This is a genomic window from Gemella taiwanensis (genome assembly GCF_054054385.1).
Genome location: NZ_JBSMTL010000010.1, coordinates 39,787 through 63,484, shown reverse-complemented (window position 1 = coordinate 63,484; position 23,698 = coordinate 39,787). Strand labels below are relative to the sequence as shown.

At 33.6% G+C, this 23,698-nt stretch carries 14 protein-coding genes; 6 read left to right on the top strand and 8 right to left on the bottom strand.

Annotated features, from left to right (window positions below; translation table 11 throughout):
• Positions 1–315: 315 nt before the first annotated feature.
• From buk to pdhA, 6 genes are all read right to left on the bottom strand, one after another.
• Complete coding sequence (gene buk / locus ACWOA3_RS07270) at positions 316–1,380, bottom strand: butyrate kinase (RefSeq protein ID WP_442566446.1); 1,065 nt, start codon at positions 1,378–1,380, stop codon at positions 316–318.
• Between the two features lies 1 nt (position 1,381).
• A complete protein-coding gene (locus ACWOA3_RS07265; protein WP_456885028.1) occupies positions 1,382–2,287 on the bottom strand; it encodes a phosphate acyltransferase in 906 nt (301 codons plus the stop codon).
• Positions 2,288–2,360: 73 nt separating this feature from the next.
• Positions 2,361–3,770 (bottom strand): dihydrolipoyl dehydrogenase, encoded by a 1,410-nt coding sequence (gene lpdA / locus ACWOA3_RS07260; RefSeq protein ID WP_456885027.1) that lies wholly within the window; start codon positions 3,768–3,770, stop codon positions 2,361–2,363.
• A 2-nt stretch (positions 3,771–3,772) separates the two neighbouring features.
• Positions 3,773–5,074 (bottom strand): dihydrolipoamide acetyltransferase family protein, encoded by a 1,302-nt coding sequence (locus ACWOA3_RS07255; protein ID WP_456885025.1) that lies wholly within the window; start codon positions 5,072–5,074, stop codon positions 3,773–3,775.
• 18 nt (positions 5,075–5,092) lie between these two features.
• Entirely contained in the window at positions 5,093–6,070 is a 978-nt protein-coding gene (locus ACWOA3_RS07250; protein ID WP_003147587.1) for an alpha-ketoacid dehydrogenase subunit beta, read from the bottom strand.
• A 1-nt stretch (position 6,071) separates the two neighbouring features.
• The gene (gene pdhA, locus ACWOA3_RS07245; protein WP_003147589.1) at positions 6,072–7,178 is read right to left on the bottom strand and encodes a pyruvate dehydrogenase (acetyl-transferring) E1 component subunit alpha; all 1,107 of its coding nucleotides are present in this window, start codon (positions 7,176–7,178) and stop codon (positions 6,072–6,074) included.
• A gap of 303 nt (positions 7,179–7,481) precedes the next feature.
• Between pdhA and ACWOA3_RS07240 the strand changes: the two genes are divergently transcribed.
• The 4 genes from ACWOA3_RS07240 to ftsH all read left to right on the top strand — a co-directional run bounded on the left by ACWOA3_RS07240 (position 7,482) and on the right by ftsH (position 12,059).
• Positions 7,482–8,096 carry a S1 RNA-binding domain-containing protein gene (locus ACWOA3_RS07240; RefSeq protein WP_456885022.1) on the top strand — a complete coding sequence of 205 codons (615 nt, stop codon included), beginning with the start codon at positions 7,482–7,484 and terminating at the stop codon, positions 8,094–8,096.
• Positions 8,086–9,402, top strand: coding sequence for a tRNA lysidine(34) synthetase TilS (gene tilS, locus ACWOA3_RS07235; RefSeq protein ID WP_456885020.1), 1,317 nt, complete (start codon positions 8,086–8,088; stop codon positions 9,400–9,402). The genes ACWOA3_RS07240 and tilS overlap by 11 nt, the downstream gene beginning before the upstream one ends.
• A 4-nt stretch (positions 9,403–9,406) precedes the next feature.
• Positions 9,407–9,952, top strand: a complete 546-nt coding sequence (gene hpt / locus ACWOA3_RS07230; RefSeq protein ID WP_003147592.1) for a hypoxanthine phosphoribosyltransferase — start codon at positions 9,407–9,409, stop codon at positions 9,950–9,952.
• Between the two features lie 100 nt (positions 9,953–10,052).
• Positions 10,053–12,059 carry an ATP-dependent zinc metalloprotease FtsH gene (ftsH, locus tag ACWOA3_RS07225; protein WP_003147593.1) on the top strand — a complete coding sequence of 669 codons (2,007 nt, stop codon included), beginning with the start codon at positions 10,053–10,055 and terminating at the stop codon, positions 12,057–12,059.
• Between the two features lie 126 nt (positions 12,060–12,185).
• Here the strand turns inward: ftsH and ACWOA3_RS07220 are convergent, their stop codons facing one another.
• Positions 12,186–14,411 carry an HAD-IC family P-type ATPase gene (locus ACWOA3_RS07220; protein WP_456885017.1) on the bottom strand — a complete coding sequence of 742 codons (2,226 nt, stop codon included), beginning with the start codon at positions 14,409–14,411 and terminating at the stop codon, positions 12,186–12,188.
• A gap of 264 nt (positions 14,412–14,675) precedes the next feature.
• Between ACWOA3_RS07220 and ACWOA3_RS07215 the strand changes: the two genes are divergently transcribed.
• Positions 14,676–20,009, top strand: coding sequence for a S8 family serine peptidase (locus ACWOA3_RS07215; protein WP_456885015.1), 5,334 nt, complete (start codon positions 14,676–14,678; stop codon positions 20,007–20,009).
• A gap of 223 nt (positions 20,010–20,232) precedes the next feature.
• Positions 20,233–20,982, top strand: a complete 750-nt coding sequence (locus ACWOA3_RS07210; RefSeq protein WP_442566453.1) for a protein-ADP-ribose hydrolase — start codon at positions 20,233–20,235, stop codon at positions 20,980–20,982.
• 1,041 nt (positions 20,983–22,023) lie between these two features.
• Here ACWOA3_RS07210 and glpK read toward each other — a convergent pair.
• Positions 22,024–23,520, bottom strand: coding sequence for a glycerol kinase GlpK (gene glpK, locus ACWOA3_RS07205; RefSeq protein WP_456885013.1), 1,497 nt, complete (start codon positions 23,518–23,520; stop codon positions 22,024–22,026).
• Between the last annotated feature and the right edge of the window lie 178 nt (positions 23,521–23,698).

The following is a 23,698-nucleotide window of genomic DNA, read 5'->3' as shown; positions in this document are numbered from 1 at the left end:
ATTCCATTCGGTGTTTCTGGATATTCCCCTCTTTCATACATCTCAACACATTTTACTTTAAATTCAAAACTATAACGCATAAAAATACCCCTTTCACTGGTTTGTCCAGTAAAAGGGGTACATATCAAAATCGATTTTGTCGAGTCACCCCCGCAAAGTTTATTAGATATCTAAAAAGCTTTTATAAAGCGAATTTAGATATCAATAAACCACTGCGTCTATGAGTTTTCATAAACACTTTGTTAAAATTTAGGACTTTTGGATCAGCCCACTACCTTTTTTATAGGCCATACAGTAGTTTAAAGTATAGTAGTTCTATTTTTCGAAGATATTATATTTTTCTTCGTTATTAAGAACTCTCAGTGCGCCTGATGCTAGAGCCTGCATTTCTTTTTCACCTGGGATAATGAACAACGGAGCGATAAATGTAACTCTTTCTCTAACTTTATCTGAGATAAAATTAGAACGTGCTATTCCACCGGTAAGAATAATAGCATTCACTTTTCCTTTTAATACCGTAGCTAATTCACCTATAGCTTTTGCTATTTGATAAGCCATTGCTTCTAATACTAGTTTTGCTTTTTCATCACCATTATCCATAAGTTCATGAATTTTTCTGGCATCATTTGTTCCGAAGTATGAGACAAGACCACCTTTTTTACGTGTAAGTTCTGTCACTTCAGATTTAGTTTTTTCATAGCATAAGTTAATATATTGTTTAAGTGGGATTCCACCAGTACGTTCGCTAGAAAACATTACTTCGTCATCCGAAATAACATCGACCATACGTCCATTTTCATGCGCACTAGCACTAGAACCACCACCGACATGAACGACTATAAAGTTTCCCGATTCGTAAGGGATATTTAACTTATTGGCCACATCATGAGCAACAGCTCGCATATTAAGTGCGTGGCCGACACTTTTTCTATTGATTAGGTTTGAACCAGAGATACGAGCAACATCATTCATTTGATCGACGGTAACAGGATCATATATGAAAGAAGGTGCAGACTCAACACCAAATTTTTCCGCAACACTCTTAGCAAGTGATGCACCTAGATTAGAGGCGTGTTCTAATAGAGGTCTATTTTTTAAACAATCTATAAGATTCTCATCTACAAGAATAGCCCCAGCATCTACTGGTGGAAGAAGACCACCACGCCCCACAACTGCATCAAACTTATGATTAGGTATCTTCTCTTTAATTAGTAATTCAATATCAGTTAATCTAAGAGGTAGTTGCTCGAAGATATTATTAAATGGCTTTAGTTGTTCTAATGAATAGGTAATCTCATGTGAGAAGATTTCTGTAGTGTTTTCATAGTATGCAACCTTAGTAGAAGTTGCTCCTGGATTTATAACGAATATTTTTTTCATATTAATTCTCCTTATCTGCTAGTAGTGCTAGAATTAACGAGTATTTTTTTTCGGTATCAGAAGCGGAGCGTGATGTTAGTACGATTGGAACAGCTGCTCCAAGTATCAATCCAGCCATTTTGGCTTCTGCCATTAGTATTAGTGATTTAGAAATACCGTTACCAGAAACTATGTCAGGAACTACTAGAACATCAGCGTCTCCTTGGATATTCCCTGCATACTTTTTCTCTTGTGCAATATTTTTATTAAGTGAGATATCGAGTGATAATGGTCCCTCAACAATTAGTGTTTCATTATTTTTGAAGTGTTTAGAAATTTCATCAGCTTCTACCGAAGATTTTTGTTTAGGATTCACTACCTCTGCGGCAGATAACAGACTGAATTTTATTTTTTCATAACCAAGAGATGTAAAAATCTTAGAAGTTTCTTCGATTATTTTTATTTTCTGTTCTTCAGAAGGTTCAAGAATCATTCCGCCATCAGTTATACCTAGAAGTTTATTATATTTTGGAATATCTAGTAATGCTAAGTGGAAAAGGACAGAACTTTTTTTAATTCCTGTTTCTTTATTTACTACTTCTCTTAAAAGCGTTGAAGTAGGAAGATTTCCTTTCATAATAAAGTCAGCTTTCCCCTTTCTAACTAACTCTATACCTTTTTTTGCAGCAGATACATCATCTTCTATATCTATGATTTCAAAATTACTGTTTTTAGTATTTATATCTAGTAATAATTCATCTATTTTTTCTTTAGAATCTATTAGAATAGGCACTAAATAGCCTTTGTTAGCAAACTCAAAAACGCTATGAAGAGCATGATCTTGAGCAGCTTTTACAACGACGATTATTTTAGGTTTAGTTATTTTTGTTTTAAAAATGTCATCTAGTTGATTAAAACCTTCTAACATAATTTTCTCCTTTCTTTATGAAGAAAGAAACAGAGAAGTTAAACATCCCTGTTCTTTCTTTAAAAGTTAAATTTTAGGAATGAATTGCTTTTTTTAGAATGATATCGGCTGCTTCAACCACGACTTCATTAAGTGAAGGGTGTCCGTGGATAGTTAGAGAAATATCATCAACTGTCAGTCCTTGTTCTACCGCGAGAGCTAATTCTGCGATTAGATCACTAGCTCCTGGACCAACGATAGCTGCACCGATAATTTTATTGGTGTTTTTTATTGCGACTATACGGACGAATCCTTTACTTTGAGAAATCGATAAAGATCTTCCGTTATGTCCGAATGAATATTGACCAGTTACTACTTCATAACCTTTTTCTTGTGCTTGAGCTTTTGTATATCCTACGAGTGCTATTTCAGGTGTAGTAAAGCATACTGTTGGGATGGCAAAGTAGTCGACTATTGCCGATTTGTCTCCATTTAATGCTTCAGCAGCGATTTTTGCTTCATACATTGCTTTATGAGCTAATGTAGGGCCTTCTACGATATCACCAATAGCAAATATATGTTCTTTAGTCGTTCTACGTTGTTCATCAACTTTAATTAATCCGCGATCTGTAACTTCAACGCCGGCATACTCTAAGCCAAGTTCGTCGAATTTTGCTTTTCTACCAACAGATACCAAAACATAATCTGATTCTATAGTAAATTCTTTTCCATCAACAGAGTAGTTCGTGATGACAGAATTGTCAGTGCTTTTTGCGTTATTAGCAGTGGCATTCGTGATAATTTCTACACCTTTATTTTTTAGTTCTTCAATTACTACATTGGCTATATCATCTTCAAAAACTCGTAAAATTTTTTCTGTTCCTTCAATGATAGTAACTTTTGAACCAAGTGAAGCATATGCTCCAGCTAATTCAATGCCAATATAGCCACCACCGATAACAACTAGCGATTTTGGAACTTCAGTAAGATTTAAAACTTCAGTAGAACTAAGTATGCGATCTTTGAATTTAAATCCTTTAATTTCTATTGGTTGTGTTCCAGTTGCGATAATAGCTTCTTTAAAATGATAAGTATTATTATGGAATTCGTCTAAAATTACGCTGATAGTTTTATCGTCTATAAAATTAACCTCACCATAAATTACATTAACACCATTCTTTTTCAATAAGCCTTGAACACCTTTGTGTAAAGTTTCTACAACTTCTTCATTTTTCCAACGTTGCGTCTCAACAAAGTCTATTTCTGCATTATCAACTTTTATTCCACGAGATGATTTTTTTATTTCTTCAAATTGATGTCCTACAGATATGAGAGCTTTTGAAGGGATACAACCACGATGTAAACAAGTTCCACCTACTTTTTCTTTCTCAAATAGGGTAACCTTTTTACCTAGTTGAGCTAATTTAATAGCTGCGACGTAACCACCAGGGCCACCACCAATGACAATAGTATCTAGTTCTTGAATAAAATTTCCTACTACCATAATTATCCCTCCACCAACAATAAGTCAGGCTCTGCTAAATATTCTTTAACAGTATTTAGTGCACGTTGTGCTGTACCACCATCTACGATTCTGTGGTCAAATGAGAATGAAAGTTTAAGCATTGGGACAAGTTTTGGTTGTTTGTTTTCATCTGGGATGAATGTTTCTTCGAAACGTCCAAATCCTAGTATAGCTACTTCGGGTTGATTGATGATTGGTGTAGCCCAAACACCGCTAGTAGCAATTGCTCCAACATTTGTAATAGTCATAGAACCATCAGTCTGTTTATCTCTGCCTAATTTTCCAGCATGAGCAAGAGCTGTGTTCTCATCTAGTTCACGAGCTATTTTGAATAGACTCTTGAAGTTAGCATTCTTAATGTTTGGTACGAATAAACCATGTTCAGTATCGGTTGCAACACCAATATTAATGTAATTTTTATATATTATCTCTAATTTTTCGTTATCTACAGAGGCATTTAACTCTGGGAATTTTGCAAGAGTGGCTGCCACAGCTTTTATGAAATATGCTGTGTATGTAAGTTTAATATCTCTGTCTTTTGCTATTTGTTTCATTCTATTTCTATGTTCAACAAGTTTTTCAACATTTACTTGATCTAGAACTGTTACGTGAGGTGAAATAGCTTTACTATTAACCATTGCACGTGCAATAGCTTTTCTGATGTTTGTCATAGGTACTCTTGTAGTATTGTTAGTACTATTTGAAGGAGTAGGTTCAAATTTTGGAACTGCTGCCACTTCAGGTTTTTCGCTAATAACTTCGCTCACAACTTGAGGTTGCTGAACTGGTTCAACTTCTTTAACAGTACTGTTATTAAGGTAATTTTCAATATCTTCGATTGTAACCAAACCGCGCTTACCAGTGGCAGGTACTAGTCTAAGATCGACCCCTTTATCTCTAGCGTATTTTCTTACTCTAGGGATGGCTAATAATCTAATATCAACATCAGATGAATTATTTTGTTTTTCTACAGGTTTAATAGTCTCGGCAGCAGTATTATCTTCAACTTCAGCAGATTCTTGTTCCTCGTGTACTTCTACATTTTGATCTGTTTCAATATCAACAATAACTGAACCAACCTTAGCCATTTCCCCAACTTTTGCATAAATTGTTTTAATTGTTCCAGAAACAGGAGACGGCAGGGCAACAACAGCTTTATCACTTTGAATTTCTACTAGAATATCATCTTCTTTCACTGCTTCTCCAACTTTAAAACCCCATTGAATAATTTCACTCTCATGAAGTCCTTCTCCACTATCTGGTAAAATAAATGAATAAATCATATTAAGTCCCTCCATTCATTAAAAGTCATAGACTTCTTTAACTTTATTAACGATATCTGCTGGAGTAGGTAGCCAATATTCTTCAGCTAAACCAAATGAAAATGTAGTATCAGGAGATGTAACTCGTCCAACAGGTGCATCTAGATACATAAATGCACGTTCAGAAATTTCTGATAGAAGTTGTCCAGCAACCCCAGCTTGACGTTGAGATTCTTGAACTACTATCACACGTCCTGTTTTCTTAACAGAAGATATAATAGTTTCCATATCGACAGGAGAGATAGTTCTAAGGTCAACAACTTCAACAGAGATACCTTCTTTTTCTAATTGTTCAGCTGCTTTTAAGCTATAGTGAACCATAAGACCGTATGTAATGATTGAAACATCTGTTCCTTCTCTAACAACGCTTGCTTTGTCTAATGGTACACGATATCCTTCGTCTGGAACTTCGCCTTTAATTGAACGATACATTCTAAGATGTTCTAGGAATATAACTGGGTCGTTACTTTCGATAGAAGAAATTAATAATCCTTTTGCATCATAGGGATTACTAGGAATTACTACACGTAGTCCAGGAATTTGAGCTAAAATTCCGTCTAAGCTATCTGAGTGCAATTCAGGAGTATGGACAGGCCCTCCGAATGTAGAGCGTATAGTAACTGCCATGTTTCGAGTATTTCCTGAACGATATCTAAAACGAGCTAATTGAGAGTATACCGCATCGAAACCTTCTAAAATAAAACTTAAAAATTGAATTTCAGGGATAGGTCTAAATCCTTCAGCTGCTAGTCCAATAGCAAGTCCTAAGATACCTGATTCAGCTAAAGGAGTGTCTAATACTCTTTTATCTCCATATTTTGCTTGTAAACCATCTGTAATCCTAAAAACTCCACCGTTAACCCCGACGTCTTCACCGAATATTAAAGTTTTTTCATCAGTTTTTAATTTGTAATCAAGTGCTTCTGTGACTGCTTGCGCAATAGTTTTCTCAGACATATTAGTTCGCCTCCCTTTGTTTGTATATCTCGATTTGTTCTTTAATGTTTTGGGTAGGAATTTCAAACATATTTTCTAAAAATGTTGAAACTTTTTGTTTTTCAGCTTTGTTTATTGCAACCATCGCTTCTTTAATTTGACGTTTTACATCATCGATGGTTTCTTCTTCTATTTCGCTATTCCATAATCCTTTTTTCTCAAGATATTTTCTTAATCGAATTAGTGGATCTTTTTTCTGCCATGATGATACTTCTTCATCAGTACGATAACGAGTTGGATCATCTGACATAGTGTGTGGTCCTAGACGATAAGTAAATGCTTCGATTAAAACTGGTCCATGCTCAATTGCGTATTCGCGAGCTTTAGTTACAGCGGCATACATAGCTAATGGATCCATACCATCTACTTTTATACTAGCGATACCAGCAGCAACCCCTTTTTGTGCTAGAGTTATTGCTTTAGTCTGTTTAGATATAGGAGTAGAGATACCATATCCATTATTTTGTAAAATAGTAATTAAAGGAGCATTATACACTCCAGCAAAGTTTAATCCTTCATAGAAGTCTCCTTGAGAAGATCCACCATCTCCACAAAATGCTAGTACAACATTATTTTCCCCTTTTAGTCGTTTTCCAAAAGCAACCCCAGCAGCATGTGGCATCTGTCCACCTACAATAACTTGAGGAGAGAAGGCGCATAATGATTCAGGATATTGGTTAGCTTTTAAATGACCTTTATACCATAAAAAAGCTTGTTCTATTGTTAAGCCGCGAATAAGTAGTGGCGGAATATCACGATAGGTAGGAACAAGAAAATCATTTTTTTCAAGGGCGAAGGTTGTCGCTAATTGACTAGCTTCTTGACCACCGGCAGGTGGGTAGTTACCTAGAGCCCCTTGTCTATTTAAAATAATTACTCTCTCGTCATATGTTCTACCAAAAACTAGAACTTTCATTAATTCCACTAGTTTTTCATCACTAATATCAGGAAATAAATCTGGATTAGTAACTTCACCATCTTCGTTTAGAACTTGATACATAGGGAACAATTCAGCTGGTTTCTTTATCGAATCTTCGAATGTAAATGGTCCTTGTTTAACAATTTTCATAATTTATCACTCCTTAAATTTCGTATTATTGAAAACGATTTCTATACTTTAATTATAATGGATTTATACAAAATTTACTAATTGTATTTTTTTATAGTAATATTAAAAAAATTTATATTAATTAATTGTTACTTAATGATACAGATTAATATTTTTGAGGATATAGCTTTGAATTATCTTTGATATTTCAATAGATGAATAGAGTGTGGTATAATATTTAAGTGAAACAAATAGGAATGATTTACGAGGTTTAAACTATTAAGATTATATAGTTTACATCTAAATTGATAGCGAGGTGATTGAATGAGTAAAGTTTCAGGAAAGGTAACAAAGGTTGAAAGTAAAGGGCTGTATATAAAACTAGAAAATGGTAAAGATGCATTTTTACCTAAGGAAAATATGTTTATAGGTAAAAAGAAAAAGTTAGAGGAAATTTTTTCAGTTGGTTTTGTTATTAAAGCTGAGGAAAAAAATACAAAAGATTCTTTAGTGATCTTAACACAAAAAGAGTTAAAACAAGTCGAAGGTGAGAAGAAAAAAGTAGAGAAAAACTCAAAAGAAAAACAGAATAAAAAGAAAAATAAGCCGAAGACGCCAATTAAAAAAGAAGTTAAAGAACAACCAGAGATTCAGAAAAAACAGGAAGTACAGGAAGAAAAACAGGAATCTAAACAGGAGACAAAAACTTTAAAAGACTTGAAAAAACTTCAATTCATAGGAAATATGAAGATTTCTGTAGGAAAAGGTAAGAAGAGTAATATTACCGAGCTGTCTGAGGAAAAAGAAGAGAAAAAAGAAATTCTACCAGCCCCAGAAGGGTTACTAGAAAATATAATCTCAACGACGAAGCAAGCTGAAGATAAGTTTGAAAAAATAAAGAAAGGTCTTCAAGAGAGAGGTTATCTAGATGGACATTAATATTTTATGGCAAAAAACTGATAAAATAGCACTAGGTCTGTCAGGAGGGGTAGATTCTATTGTTCTGTTTCATCTACTTGTAACGAAGTATAAAGAAAGCTATGAGGAACTGGTAGTATTCCATATAAATCATGGTTTAAGAGAGCCGTCCTATGAAGAAGCTGAATTTGTAGAGAATTTCGTTAAAAACTATAACGTGAAGTTCTACAAAAAAGAGCTAAATATGAATGAACTGGCAAGAGATAGCCACACATCAGAGGAAATGCTCGCAAGGAAACTACGTTATGAAGCATTTGAGGAAATGTCTTCATTAGAGGGTGGAGTGAAGTTAATAACTGCGCACCATAAAAATGATCAGGTAGAAAATATTCTTATGAGACTCCTTAGCGGGCGTAGTATGGATTATAACTTAATGATAGAAGAACAGACTACTATTGGAGAGTTAGAGGTTTATCGTCCATTATTAAGTGTTTTAAAGGTTGAACTTGAGCAGTACGCTGATGAAAATAACTTGAAATACTACGTTGATTCAACAAACTTCGATACAGACTACACTAGAAATAATATAAGGCACAACATCGTACCTCTATTAAAAGATGTGAATGCTGCAAGTTTTGATAATTTAATCAATTTTTCTAGTTATTATCAAAATGTTAATACTGAATTAAGAAATAAAGTATTAGAAAACAAAGCTGACTATGTGATTTTTGAAGCAGAAGGTAAGGTCGCATTAAACAAAGAAAAATTATTAAAAAATACTAAAGAAGAAATTTACTTCTTGTTAAGAGATATATTAGCAAATAATTTTAGTATTTTCGATGTGAAACAAAGAGCGCTATTTGCAATAATAGAAGACTTAAAAAGTAGAAATAACAACAAAAGTTATGATTTAAAAAATAATTTAAAAATAATTAGCGAATATAATAGTATTTATATTCATAAAATCGAAAAAAAATGTTATAATGATAGGATAGAATTAATAATAGATGAAGTAGATATTAATAAAGTTTATACATTTCATCAGAGTAATTTTCTAATAACGACAACTAATAACTCATCAGAAGTAGGATTTAACAAGGAAGACTTACCGCTCGTAGTTACGACTAAGAGAGATGGAGATAGGATTCAAAGAGGTAAGGTTAGTAAAAAACTTTCACGTCTTTTTATCGATGAAAAGATTCCTAAGGAACTTAGAGATAAACTTCCAGTAATTCGTAATAAAGATGGGGTATTAGGAGTTTTAGGAATAAATACTAAAGTTAACAAAAATAAAAAATATGATTATTATATAAACATGAAAGGATAAAACAGTGGAAAATTTATTAAAAGATATCGAGAAAGTTCTATTTACACACGAGGAAATCGTAGTTGCTAGTAAAAGAATCGCTAAACAAATTGAAGAGGATTATAAAGATAAATGTCCTGTTCTAATTTGTACATTAAAAGGTGCATTACCTTTTATGGCAGAACTTATGAAGCATATTGATATTCATGTAGTTACAGACTTCATGGATGTATCTAGTTATCACGGAGGAACTGAATCTTCTGGTGTAATTAAAATCAAAAAAGATTGTGGAATGGATATCGAAGGTCGTCACGTAATTATCGTTGAAGACATCGTAGATACAGGAAGAACTCTTAAAGCTCTTATTGAAAACCTAAAAGGAAGAAATGTTGCTTCTGTAGCATGTGCTTCACTAGTAGATAAACCTGAAACTCGTGTAGTTGATGTTGAAGCTGATTACATCGGAATAGTTTCACCAAATGAATTCCTAGTAGGGTTTGGTTTAGACTATGATGAGAGATATAGAAACTTACCTTATATCGGTGTTCTAAAAGAAGAAATTTACTCATAATAATATTTTAATCAAAAAAGGTCAAAATATTAGTCAAACTTTAGTTACATATGGTAAAATAAATTATGTTTAGAAAAATGATAGGAGGAAAATTGTCTATATGAATAATAAAAAAAGACAAAACCCTATCCTTGGTATGCTTGCGTTAATCGTTATTGCGATTGGATTATTTGCTTATTGGCAGCAAGATTTACCTGGGACAACTGAAAAAATAGACTATGCTAAACTTGTTCAGACTATTAAAGATGACAAGGTTAAAGAAATAAGTCTACAAAGAAAAGATGAGAACTACAATGTTAAAGGTACATACTCAGAAGGAAATAAGAACTTCGAGAGTGTAGTTGCAGCATCTGATTCTGAAGTACAAAAACAAATTAATGAAAAAGCTAAAGATGGAAAATTAAGTGTAGTAGAATATAAACCAGCTGAAAAAACTGGAGCAATCTTATCATTCTTAGGTAATATTATTCCATTTATCTTAATGATGGGGCTATTAGTTTTCTTTATGTCACAAATGCAAGGTGGCGGTGGAGGTAAAGTAATGAGCTTCCAAAAATCTAAAGCTAAAAAAATCGATGGCGGAGAAGCAAAAGTTACATTCAAAGATGTAGCTGGAGCTGATGAAGAAAAACAAGAACTTGCAGAAATGGTTGAGTTCTTAAAAGATCACCGTAAATTCACTAAAATGGGTGCTAGAATCCCTAAAGGTGTCTTACTTGAGGGGCCTCCAGGGACTGGTAAAACTTTACTAGCTCGTGCTGTAGCTGGTGAAGCAAAAGTACCATTCTTCTCAATCTCAGGATCTGACTTCGTTGAGATGTTCGTAGGGGTTGGGGCTAGTCGTGTTCGTGACCTATTCAAAGAAGCTGAAAAAAATGCGCCATGTATCATTTTCATCGATGAGATTGATGCTGTAGGACGTAAACGTGGAAGCGGAGTAGGTGGAGGAAATGACGAACGTGAACAAACTCTTAACCAACTTCTTGTTGAAATGGATGGATTCGATGGTGAAAAAGGTATTATCGTAATTGCAGCTACTAACCGTGCTGACGTATTAGATAACGCCCTTAGAAGACCAGGTCGTTTTGACAGACAAATTAAAGTTTCTACACCTGATGTAAAAGGTCGTGAAGCAATTCTTAAAGTACATGCTAAAAATAAACCACTTGCTAAAGGTGTTGAACTTCGTTCATTAGCAGAAAAAACTCCAGGATTCTCTGGTGCGGATCTTGCTAATATCCTTAATGAAGCAGCGTTATTAGCAGCTCGTGAAAACAAATCTAGTATTGATAAAGAAGATCTAGATGAAGCTATGGACAGAGTAATCGGTGGTCCAGCTAAACGTAGTAGAGTATATACTCCAAAAGAAAAACGTTTAGTAGCTTATCACGAAGCAGGTCACGCAATCGTGGGTATGGTACTTGATAGTGCTGATAAAGTGCAAAAAGTTACTATTATCCCACGTGGTGATGCTGGTGGATATAACCTTATGATTCCGGAAGAAGAAAAATACTTCCAAACTCGTACAGATTTAATCGACAAAATTTGTGGATTACTTGGTGGACGTGCTGCAGAGCAAATCTTCTTTAACGAAGTGTCTACAGGTGCTCACAATGACTTTGAACGTGTAACAGCTATTGCACGTGCGATGGTTACAGAATATGGTATGAGTGAAGCTGTAGGTCCAATGCAAGCTCCATTCCACGATCCATATGGTGGACGTCAACTTTCAAGTATCGGTAACTATTCAGAAGAAATGCTGAAAGAAATCGATAAAGAAGTTCGTAAAATTATTAACGAATGTTACTCAAAAGTTCTTCACATTATTGAAACTCACAGAGAACAATTAGAACTTATTGCACAAACTCTTATCGAAGTTGAAACAATCGATAGAAAAGAAATCGTTGCTCTTTACCAATTTGGTAAAATGCCAAAAGACTTAGACGAAAGAGAAGCAGAACAACTAGATAAAGTAGTTAATAAGAAATATTACGAAGAACAAGCTCGTAAAGCCAAAGAAGAAGCTGAGAAAAAAGCTCAAGAAGAAGCTGAAGTAGAAAAAGAAAAAACTGACTCAAACGAGGATAAATCTTTAGAGGAAGAATAATAAAGAAACCCTAGATTTGGAACTAACCAAGTCTAGGGTTTTGTTATGTTCTTTTGAAAAGTTATTATATCAATGTTTAGGTGATATTCACAATCTAAAGTGAGCGATAAATGAGCGATAAAATTTCTATTTTCTTCTCGTAAAGAAGTGAACTGTTGAGATTACGAGCGCAAGTATGACTATATAAATTACTTGAGAAAATACTAATGGTGTAAAGTAATTTTTCAAGATAAATATATTAACTCCTACTCCTATAATTGCAGCTATACTCAACAGAGAAAGTAGTGCGATTTTATATTTATTAAGAGGTAGGCTGACTTTAGCAACCATACAAAGTCCGTTTATTAACGCAAGAAGGAAACAGATGAATTTCGCTTGTGAATTGTCTGTGATAGCAAAGTTTGTCAGTAGCACTGTAGCTACTAAAATACCACCACCGATTGCAGCGTTTGTCAGTATATCCTTCATGAAGTTATTGCTTACCTTTTCCTTATTCGCTTCAAAAGTCAGGAAGAAGGATGGAATACCGATTGTTATCGCTGAAATTATCGTGAACTGAATCGGAATAAATGCGAACTCCAAGGCGAAGATTACACTAAGTATTGAGAAAACAATCGAGAAGAATGTCTTTGTTAGGAATAGGGAAGCCACCTTTTGAATGTTATTAATAACACGACGACCTTCCATAAGTATATCGTAGAATACTCCGAAGTCATCTGTTAAAAATACGATGTTTGATACGCTTTTTGCAGCGCTGGTAGCACCATTCATAGCAAAACTAATATCAGCCTTTTTTAAGGCAAGAACATCGTTAACGCCGTCGCCACTCATAGCGACAGTCTTACCAGCCTTTTGTAATACGGCTACCATTTTTTGTTTTTGTTCTGGAGTAACACGTCCAAAAATATCATTCTCAAGAACAGTTTTTTCGAACTCCGCATCAGTAACTTTAGTCATATCGATAGCCTTAGCATCTTCTTTGAAACCAGCTTTCTTAGCGACACCGTACACGGCTACATGGTTGTCTCCACTAATTATTTTTACTTCAACACCTTGAGATTCAAAGTATTTGAATGTTTCTTTTGTATTTTCTTTTATTTCATCCGATAGAACTACATGTCCTACAAGTTTCATATTAGTAGGGACGTTTGTACTGTCTTCAGTATAGGCTAATGATAATATTCGATAACCTTCTTTTTTCAGATTCTCGTAGTATTTATTCATTTCATCTGAGAAACCTAAAAATTCATATGCCCCGAAGAAATATGTTCCACCATTTTTTAGTTTTATAAATGAGTATTTATTTTTACTAGAAAAGGCTCCTAATTCCTCTACATCCCACTGTTTTTCACATGTTAAATAATTTTTTAAAGCTCTAGAAGTCGCATTTTCATCATCGAAGTATGCAAGATAACTTGATAATTTTTCTGCAACTTTATCATCAATTTCTACAACGTTCATATTACCTGTAGTAATAGTTCCTGTTTTATCGAAACAAAGAACATCTACTCTAGCAAGAGTTTCCACGCAGTATAGTTCTTGAACTAAAACTTTCTTTTTAGCAAGTTTCATCGCAGCAACCGCAAGAGAGACGCTGACAAGAAGTATTAAACCTTCTGGAATCATACCTACTAAAGCTCCAGCACTACGTAGGACTATTTCTACATAACCACGTCCCAGACTAGCACCACGGATGTATAGCATAATTGCGACAGGTACTAATAGAATAGATATAACTTTTAAGATCTTATCCATATAGTCACGAAGTTTCGATGGATATTTCTTAAATTCTTTAGTGCTTTTAGCAAGTTTGTTGATATAACTATCCTCTCCGACAGCAATAGCCTTTACTAAACAACTACCACTAACTACGTTACTACCACTCATTACTTTATCACCAGCAGTCTTAAAGATATTGTCACTTTCACCGGTTAATAGTGATTCGTCGACCTCGATACTACCTTCGATGATTTCAGCATCGACAGGAATCTGATCACCGAGATTTAAGTGTAAATATTCTCCAAGGACGATTTCTTCAGAATCTATATTTATTATTTCATTATCACGGTTTACTCGGTATTTACTTCTACCTAGCAAACTCAACTTCTCAAGGGCATTTTTCGAACGAACTTCTTGAAAAATACCAATTGCAGTATTTATAGTAATTACACCTAAAAACAACATATTTTCAAATCTAAGTGTCGTGGCTATAAATGCTGCTAAGACCAAGTTCATAGCATTGAAAAAAGTAAAGATATTAGAAAAGATAATCTCTTTAGTAGTTTTATAAGGTTTTATTTCACTAATATTTTTTTTCGCTTTAGTTACTTCTTCACTAGTTAAATATTTCATTCTACCTCCGCCATAACTATATTTTTTAATTAGTTTCTATTTTATCACACTTTAGTATAGTTTGGAAAATTAAAGAATACTGTATTAAAAATTATAGTGTTTGTAAAATTTAATTGGTGTAGAGTAATGAAAACAAATTAGAAACACAAGATCTATTAGTTAATTTTACTTGTATATCTGAATATTGATTTTGATTTTCAGAAATTATATGTTAAAATATAGAAATATACTTTAAATATATTTAAAAAGATAGGAGATGAAGAAATGAAGCTGGCTAAAAAAACAGCAGTAAGTGTGCTAAGTGTAGCATTACTACTAGGAAATATCAGTACATTTAATTATGGAGTATCATCAAAGATAACATTAGCTCAAGAAGAAAAAAAAGACGAGCTATCAAATGTTTCAAAAAGTGAAGAACATAAGTTCCAAAATGATGATAAGGTAAAAGTTATTGTTAAATTAAAAGGTGATGTTGATCCTAATAAGTTAAAAACTAAAGAAGGAATTAAAGAAGTTACGGAATCAACAAAAGCACCTAGGGAAAAGGCGTTAAAAGATATTAAAGATAAAGGTATCGATTATGAAAAACTGTTTGAGTACGATACATTGATGAATGGTTTTGCCTTAGAGACTACATTCTCGAATGCTAAAAAAATTCAAGAGTTAGACTTTGTAGATACTGTTGAAATGAGTGTCAGCTACAATAAACCAGAAAATATAGCAAGCGAAGAGGAAAAGAAAGACAGCACTGAAGCTAATGATTTTTCTAAAGCTTTAGACAGTTATAATCTTATTAATATACAACCTCTTTGGAATAAAGGATATAGAGGACAAGGAAAAGTTGTCGCAGTATTAGATTCTGGACTGGATCCTAATCATCCTGTGCTTAGATTATCAGATAATTCAAAATCTAAATACAAATCTAAAGATGAAATTGAAAAAATAAAAAAAGAAGCGGGTATAGACTACGGTAAGTGGTATAGTGAAAAATTACCATTTGCATTTAACTATAACGACTGGAATAATGATATTAAACAAAGTGCTTATAAATCACATGGTATGCACGTTGCTGGGACTGCTGTAGGTAATCCTAAGGAGAAATTTACAAATGGTGATTACGTAACAGGTATAGCCCCTGAAGCACAGTTAATTTTTATGCGTGTATTCTCAGATACTAAAAATGCTGGAACAGAGTCTTATATTTATACAAAAGCGATAGAAGATGCTATTAAATTAGGCGCAGATACGATAAACCTAAGTTTAGGTTCACCAGCTGGTTCAGTAGTAGAAGTGGGTGATGGTTTAGTTCGTGCAATGGATGTTGCGAAAAAAGCTGGAGTTAATATAGTCGCAGCGGCAGGAAACAATGCATTCTTTGCTAGTGGACAAACAAATCCAAGTGCAGCTAATCCTGATTACGGAACTGTAGGAAGACCATCGGTTTCTGAAGATGCAATTTCTGTAGCGAATATTAGTAATAGTGTTCTTAACAGAGAAATAGCAAATATCGAGCAGCTTAAAGATAATGCTGATTTTGATAATGGAAAAATGCCAATTTTTAGTTATACTAAACAATTTGAGAAAAAAGCATATGATTATGTATATGTTGGAGTTGGTAAAGCTGAAAACTATGCTGACAAAGATTTAACTGGGAAAATTGCCCTTATCCAACGTGGTGGAAATAGCTTTGAAGAAAAAGTTAAACTAGCTAAACAATACGGTGCAGCGGGAGCGGTAATCTACTTCAATGAAGGAGATACTATTTATAATCTAACATTAAATGGTCAGGATAAAGATTTCCCTGTAGTAACAACATACTATAAATTTGGTAATGAACTTTCTACTCATGAAGGGGAATATAAAATAACATTTAATGGAACATGGGATAAACAAGATAATCCTAAGAAAGGTGAATTCGATGAATCTACTGGTTGGGGAATGAGTGTTGATGGATATTTAAAACCTGACGTAACAGCGCCAGGAGGAGATATCTTATCATCTTATAATGATGGAAGATATGGTCTAGATAGTGGAACAAGTATGGCTTCACCACACGTTGCGGGAGCTATAACTCTTGTGAAACAAGTATTATCAGAAAGATTCCCGAACTTAAGTGCAGAAGAAATTCAAGGCTTAGCGAAGAGATTAATCATGAGTACAGCCAATCCTCAAGTATATTCTGATGGATACACAACAGCATATAGATCACCACGTCTTCAAGGTGCAGGTTTAATAGATGCGAATAAAGCAGCATATGGAGACCTTTATGTAACTGGAGAAAATAACTATGGAAGTGTTTCTTTAGGAAATGTTGGAGATAAATTTACTTTTAAATTAGTATTACACAATCTATCAGACAAAGCTCAAAACCTACAATATGCAGCTCACCTTACTACAGATAATTATTATGGTGAAGATGCAGGGGCTGACTGGAGTGGAAGACTGACAATGACACCTAAGAAGTTAGTGACAACTGATTGGGCTACAGTAGAAGTTCCAGCGAATGGTGAAAAAGAAGTTGAAATTACAGTTGATGCTACGAACTTCAAAGAAGAATTGGAAAAAGTATTCACTAATGGATATTATCTAGAAGGATTTGTAACTTTTTATGATGAAGAAAGTGCATTAAAAGCAAGTATTCCATTTGTAGGATTTAAAGGTCAGTTCCAAAATCTACCAGTGTTAGAAAAACCAATCTACTCTATGAAAAATGGAGAAAAACCAACATATGAATATGGTTATACTTCAAATCCTAATAACTGGGATTCATTAACGGAAATGAACTTCACTGGAATGTTAACAACATACAAAGAAGATAAAAAAGATAAGAGAACACTAGCAGGAGCGTATGTAAATCCTGTTACTGGCGAAAGATTCTTTACTGATAAAATTTTCTTCTCACCAAATGGTGATGAAAATTATGATGAAATAGGAATGAGAGGGGTATTTTACCGTAACTTCGAAAACCTAAAACTTTCAGTATATGCTAAAGATGATGTAGAACGTAAAAATCCACTTTACCAAAATGGTAATGGTTCTGGTAACAAAAACTTCTACAATAACACAAGTAAAAAATACACATCATTAACTATGACAAACTGGAAAGGTGTTGATAATAATGGTAACCCTCTTCCAGATGGAGAATACCAATATGTAGTTTCTTATAGTGCAGCAGTAAGTGGTGCAGATATGCAAGAGACAACATTCAATGTAGTAATCGATAGAAAAGCTCCGAAAATCACAGGTGCTAACGGTGGTTACTACGATGAAGCAACTCGTAAATTCACACCATATCCAGTACTAGAAGATGGAAGTGGAGTATTCTACAAAAAATTAAGCTATGGTAAAAATACTATTGCAGCAAATGAAGATGGAAGTTACACAATTCCAGAAGGTGTAGAATTAAAAGATCTTACTTTTGAAGTAAAAGACTTCGCAGACAACAAAGATAGTATTAATTTATCAAATGTTGAAGGTAATGGTAAAGGAAGTCTTGAAGTAGAAGTTAAGAAAGGTGATGGAACTGGAAACAATTCACGTCGCTTGCGTTACAAGATCACTAATGAAAAAGGTGAAATCGTAGGGGAAGACTTCTCTAGAAATAAACGTACATACCAAGCATTACCGTTTGGTAAATATACTGTTGAAGTAGTTATGGTTGATGGAGAGTACAAACTACTTACACCATCAAAAGTTGACTTCGAAATAACTAAAGATAGACCGACAAAAGAGGTTGAGTTTAGGGTAGATGAAATCAGCAGAAATGCTACAGAAATCAGTTTCGACAAACAAGTTCCAGCAGGAACAAAAGTTTATGCAGTAGCTCAAGATGGCACTAAAATATCACTTCCAAGAAGTTTATACGGAAAAAATGCCTTCCAGAAAAACTTAGAAAATGGAACATACACAATTCAAATAGCTACACCTGAAGGATATACTCCAGCGGAAAACAATTTTGAATTAGTAGTAAAAGATGGTCATAATAAGAAACAAGTTGTTCTAAATGTTGCAGAAAAAGTAGCAAGTGTAGGAACTACTGAGAACTCTAAAGCACAAGGTACAGTAGATTTCACTGAGAAGAAACTTTACAATAATTACAAACTTGTCGTAACAGAACCAACTGCAGAAGAAAAAGCAAATATTCAAAAACAATTAACAGAAGGTAATGTAGATCTAAGTAAATATGATGTTGAATACTTTGATATTCATATTGTAGATGCAACAGGAAAAGAAGTTAAAGTTCCTGGTGATAGAGTGGTAACTTTAGATTTAGCGAAAGCGCCAGAAAGATTCTTCCACGAAAAAGATGGAAAATTAACAGCCGTAAGCAGTGTTAATTATGCAGATGGTAAGCTAACATTCACTACTGATAGCTTCAGTAACTTCGTAGCATTAACTCCAAAAAATGCTCCAGTTGAGAAAAAAGCAGAAGTGAATAAAACGGAGCTTCAAAAAGCAATAGAAGCGGATAAAGCGTTAGATGAAACTAAAGAGTATAAAAATGCAACTATCGAAGCTAAAGATGCATATAACAAAGCATTAGAGGCAGCTAAGAAAGTTCTTGAAAATGAAAATGCAACTCAAGAAGAAGTAAATAGCGCAGTAGCAACTCTAAACGCAGCTAAAGTAACATTAGCTAATTCACAACAACAAGAAGTTAAGAAAGAAGTAGATAAAGCTAAATTAATCGAAAAATTAAAAGAAACTGAAAAACTTCAAACTGAGGTTAAATTCAAAAATGTAGGACAAGATAAAAAAGATAACTTCGTAAATGCTATAAAAGAAGCGACAGCAGTTCTTGATAATAAAGATGCAACTGTAGAAGAAGTTAAAGCAGTGTTAGAAAAATTACAACAAGCTGAAAACGCTCTTGATGGTAAAGAAGTAGAAGCTCCGAAACCAGCGGCTGAAACTCCTAAGAAAGAAGAGTCTAAGTCAGTAGTTGAAGAACCTAAGAAAGAAGAGCCAAAACCGGCAACTGAAGAACCTAAGAAAGAGGAATCAAAACCAGCGACTGAAACTCCTAAGAAAGAGGAGCCAAAACCAATGACTGAAACTCCTAAGAAAGAAGAAGGAAGTAAACCGCAACCTGAAACTCCAAAAGAAGAGCCGAAACCAACAACTGAAGAACCTAAGAAAGAAGAAGGAAATAAACCTCAACCTGAAGGACCAAAAGTAGATAAGAAAAAACTAAATGAACAACTAGGTCATTTAGCAGAGGTTAAAGAGAAAGATAGTTTTGAAAGTGCAAGTGCAGAAGATAAGAAAGCTTATCTAGATGCAGTTCAAAAAGCACAAGAGCTATTGGCTTCAGCTACAGCTACTCAAGAAGAAGTAGATAAAGCATTAGAAACATTAAAAGAAGCGGAGAAAAAAGTCTATAAAAAATCAATTAAAGATATTCTAGGTGGTTTTGTTGGAAAAGAAACTAAGAAAGAAAATACATTTAATGTAGATGAAGATTTCGGAAAAGTTTCAAAATCTAACTCATTGTTGGCAAAAACAGGATTAGATAATAATGCAACAGCTTATGCTGGAACTGCAATTCTAGTTTTAGCAGGACTGACTGTTTACCTAAAACGTCGTAAACAAAAATAAGATAAAATATATCGACTTCAAAAGCTAGAGTTTATTCTCTAACTTTTGAAGTCATATTTTTATATTAATAAATCATTACGACTATGAGTTCTTATATAAACTATTTTAAAATTTAGGATTTTTTGTTAGTCACTAAAAAGAATTATAGTATGTCTCAATTATAGACACACATCTAAGTAAGATATATAATAATAACAGGCGATACGGAGGAAGTATTTAAATTATGGAAAAACTAGATTATTTAATAAAAACACTAAATTTAGAGATAGAAATACCAGAGGGTGAACAACAGAAGAAAGATTTATTTAGAACACTGATGAATACATGGAAGGTGTCGGAGCTACCGAGTGAATTCTATGAAGTGCAAGACGAATACTTACAAGAAGTTCTAAAAAATAAAGGAATAACAAAACTAGAAGAATTAACTGAAATTGAAAAAGATATTTACGTGTGGCAAGGAGACATTACTACATTGGAAGTAGATGCGATAGTTAATGCGGCGAATAAAGCGTTACTAGGATGTTTAATTCCGCTACATAGATGTATCGACAATGCTATACACTCGCAAGCAGGATTACAACTTAGAGAAGAATGTGATGAAATAATGAAAGAGCAAGGAAGTTTTGAAAAAACAGGACAAGCGAAGATAACAGCAGGTTATAACCTACCAGCTAAACATGTTATTCATACTGTGGGGCCGATAATTTATCGTGTTGTTGAAGATGATGATAAGGAACTACTCGCATCATGTTATAGAAATTCTCTAAAACTAGCTTTAGAGAATAATCTTAAAAGTATTGCTTTTTGTTGTATAAGTACGGGAGAATTTAGATTCCCGAATGACCTTGCTGCAGGAATAGCAGTTGCTGAGGTTAAGAAATTCTTAAGTGAAAACCCTAATGCTAATTTAAAAGTAGTATTTAATGTATTTAAAGATTTAGATAAAAAATTGTATGAGGACATATTAGGTTAAGAGAATTAAGAGATAACAAGATTATATCTAACTAGGTATCGAATTTGTGATATCTAGAAAACTAAACAATAAGTAATTAAAAATAGAGTTTCGATTATATGATTTAAATTGTTATCTTAACTTGTAAAATAATAATAGCCCTCCAAAATTCATCCAAATTCTGGGGGGCTATTACTAAATTATTGATTTATATATTTACTTGTGTTAAAATAGATTTATAAAAGAGGGTACCGTTTTAAAGACGGCGACTCGGTAAAATAAATTTTAAAATAACTATCTTAACCGGTCAAAGCAAAGATGGTTATTTTTTATTGTCCTTTTTAAGTGCTGAGATGCACACGCCAACTATTGTAACAATCAAAAGATTAATTCCAATAATTGCTTGTATGATTTCATATGCAGACAACTTGCTACTCCTTTCGTCCAGATTTTGTTACTTATGAGCATAAGCACCATCTCCTTCCATAGAAAAGTAGCCACAGCAGTGGGAACTAGAAAAAGAAGATGCTAATTTTTAGCACCTTCTTTTTAAGTTCCTGTTGCATACGCTATTCGTAATATTTTTCTTCAGCCTTTGACTTTGAAAAATAAACGACTACCGCAATCCTTATTAGAAGTATTATACTCCCTAACTTCACCCTTCACCTTTGATTATAGCAGAAAGTAGAATGGGTTACAAAAGAAAACGAGGGAATTTAAATTATTTTAAGACTAGTTATAGGTTACAAGTAACTACCTATATAATGTCTCAAATTGCTTAAATAATTAAGTATAAATTTTATTGGTGTTAAAATAAAATCATAGAAGAGAGAGCCATTTACATTGACTTTACTAATAATTTCTTGACTCACTACGTTCGTAGAAATTATAGTAGTCGTAGTATAAATTATTCGCAATATTTTTCTTCAGTCTATGACTTTGAAAAATAAACGACTAACTTAAAAGACAGTGACTCGGTAAAATAATTTTAAAAAAATAATCATCTTATCTCGTCAAAGGGTAATAGCCCCCAAAATTTGGATAAATTTTGAGGGCTATTTATTATTCTTCCGCAAAAATTTGAGTTGCTTTTACCGCACGTTTCCAACCTTTATATAGTTTTTCACGTTCTTCTTTGTTCATAGTAGGAACGAATAGTTTTCCAGCTGTATTTAGATTCTTCAGTTCATCTAAGTTTTTCCAATAGCCAGTAGCAAGACCTGCTAAGAATGCAGCGCCTAATGCTGTTGTTTCTAAGTTTTCAGCACGTGCAACTTTAACACCTAGAATATTAGCTTGGAATTCTAGAAGGTAATCGTTGTTTGCAGCGCCTCCATCAACTTTAAGAAGAGGTATTTCTACATTAGCATCAATCTTCATAGTATCGATAATATCGCGTACTTGGTAGGCGATAGATTGTAATGTAGCTTTTACTAAATCTTCTTTTGAAGTAGCACGAGTTAAACCAAAGATAGTCCCACGAGCATTTGGATTCCAATAAGGAGCACCTAATCCTGTGAAAGCTGGTACTAGATATACTTCGTTGTTATTTTTAGAATTGTATGCTAATGATTCTGTTTCGGATGATTTTTTAATTAAACGTAAACCATCTCGTAGCCATTGAATGGCACTTCCTGCGATAAAGATAGAGCCTTCTAAAGCGTAATAAACTTTTCCATTTATTCCAAAACCAATAGTTGTTAATAGGTTGTTTTTAGAAAGTTCCATATTTTCTCCAGTATTCATAATAATGAATGAACCTGTACCGTATGTATTTTTTATCATTCCTTTATCAAAGGCAAGTTGTCCGAATAGAGCAGCCTGTTGATCCCCGGCAAGACCACTAATTGTAACTTCGCCACCGTAGAAATGATAATCTATAGTTTTTCCGTATACTTCTGAATTAGATTTTACTTCAGGTAGAAGAGATTCTGGTATATTTAGAATTTCTAAAATTTCTTTATCCCAAGCTAAATCTTTGATATTAAATAACATCGTTCTAGCTGCGTTTGTATAGTCAGTAATGTGAGTTTTTCCACCTGTAAGTTTCCAAACTAGCCATGTATCGATAGTTCCAAACAGTAGTTCGCCATTTTCAGCTCGTTGTTGAGCTCCAGGAACATTATCTAAAATCCAACGTATTTTAGTAGCCGAGAAATACGCATCAACTACTAAACCGGTCTTTTGATGAATCATGTCTTTGTAACCATCACTAACAAGCTTATTAGCTATATCGGCACTTTGTCTACTTTGCCAAACTATCGCATTATAAATAGGTAGTCCAGTGTTTTTATCCCAAATTACAGTAGTTTCACGTTGATTTGTAATACCGATACTATCAATTTGGTTAGGTTTTATTCCGCTTTCGATAAACACTTCTGCGATTACTGATTGTATAGAATTCCAAATTGCATTAGCATCATGTTCAACCCATCCAGACTGTGGGAAAATTTGCGGAAACTCTTTTTGACTACTCGCTATTATTTCTGCTTTCTTGTTAAAAATTATTGCCCTAGAACTAGTAGTACCTTGATCTATTGCCATTATGTATTTTTTCATACTCCACCTCGAAATAGTTATGTCACTAATATTATATCATTTTCTAATAATGTTTAAAAGCTGAAGACAATGGATAATTGTATATTGAAAGCAGGGATCTCAGTAAGAAGAGAATAGATTATTACATAGCGTATTATTAGCGTTTTTCGTGTTTTTTTTATAAAATAGAGAATGATAG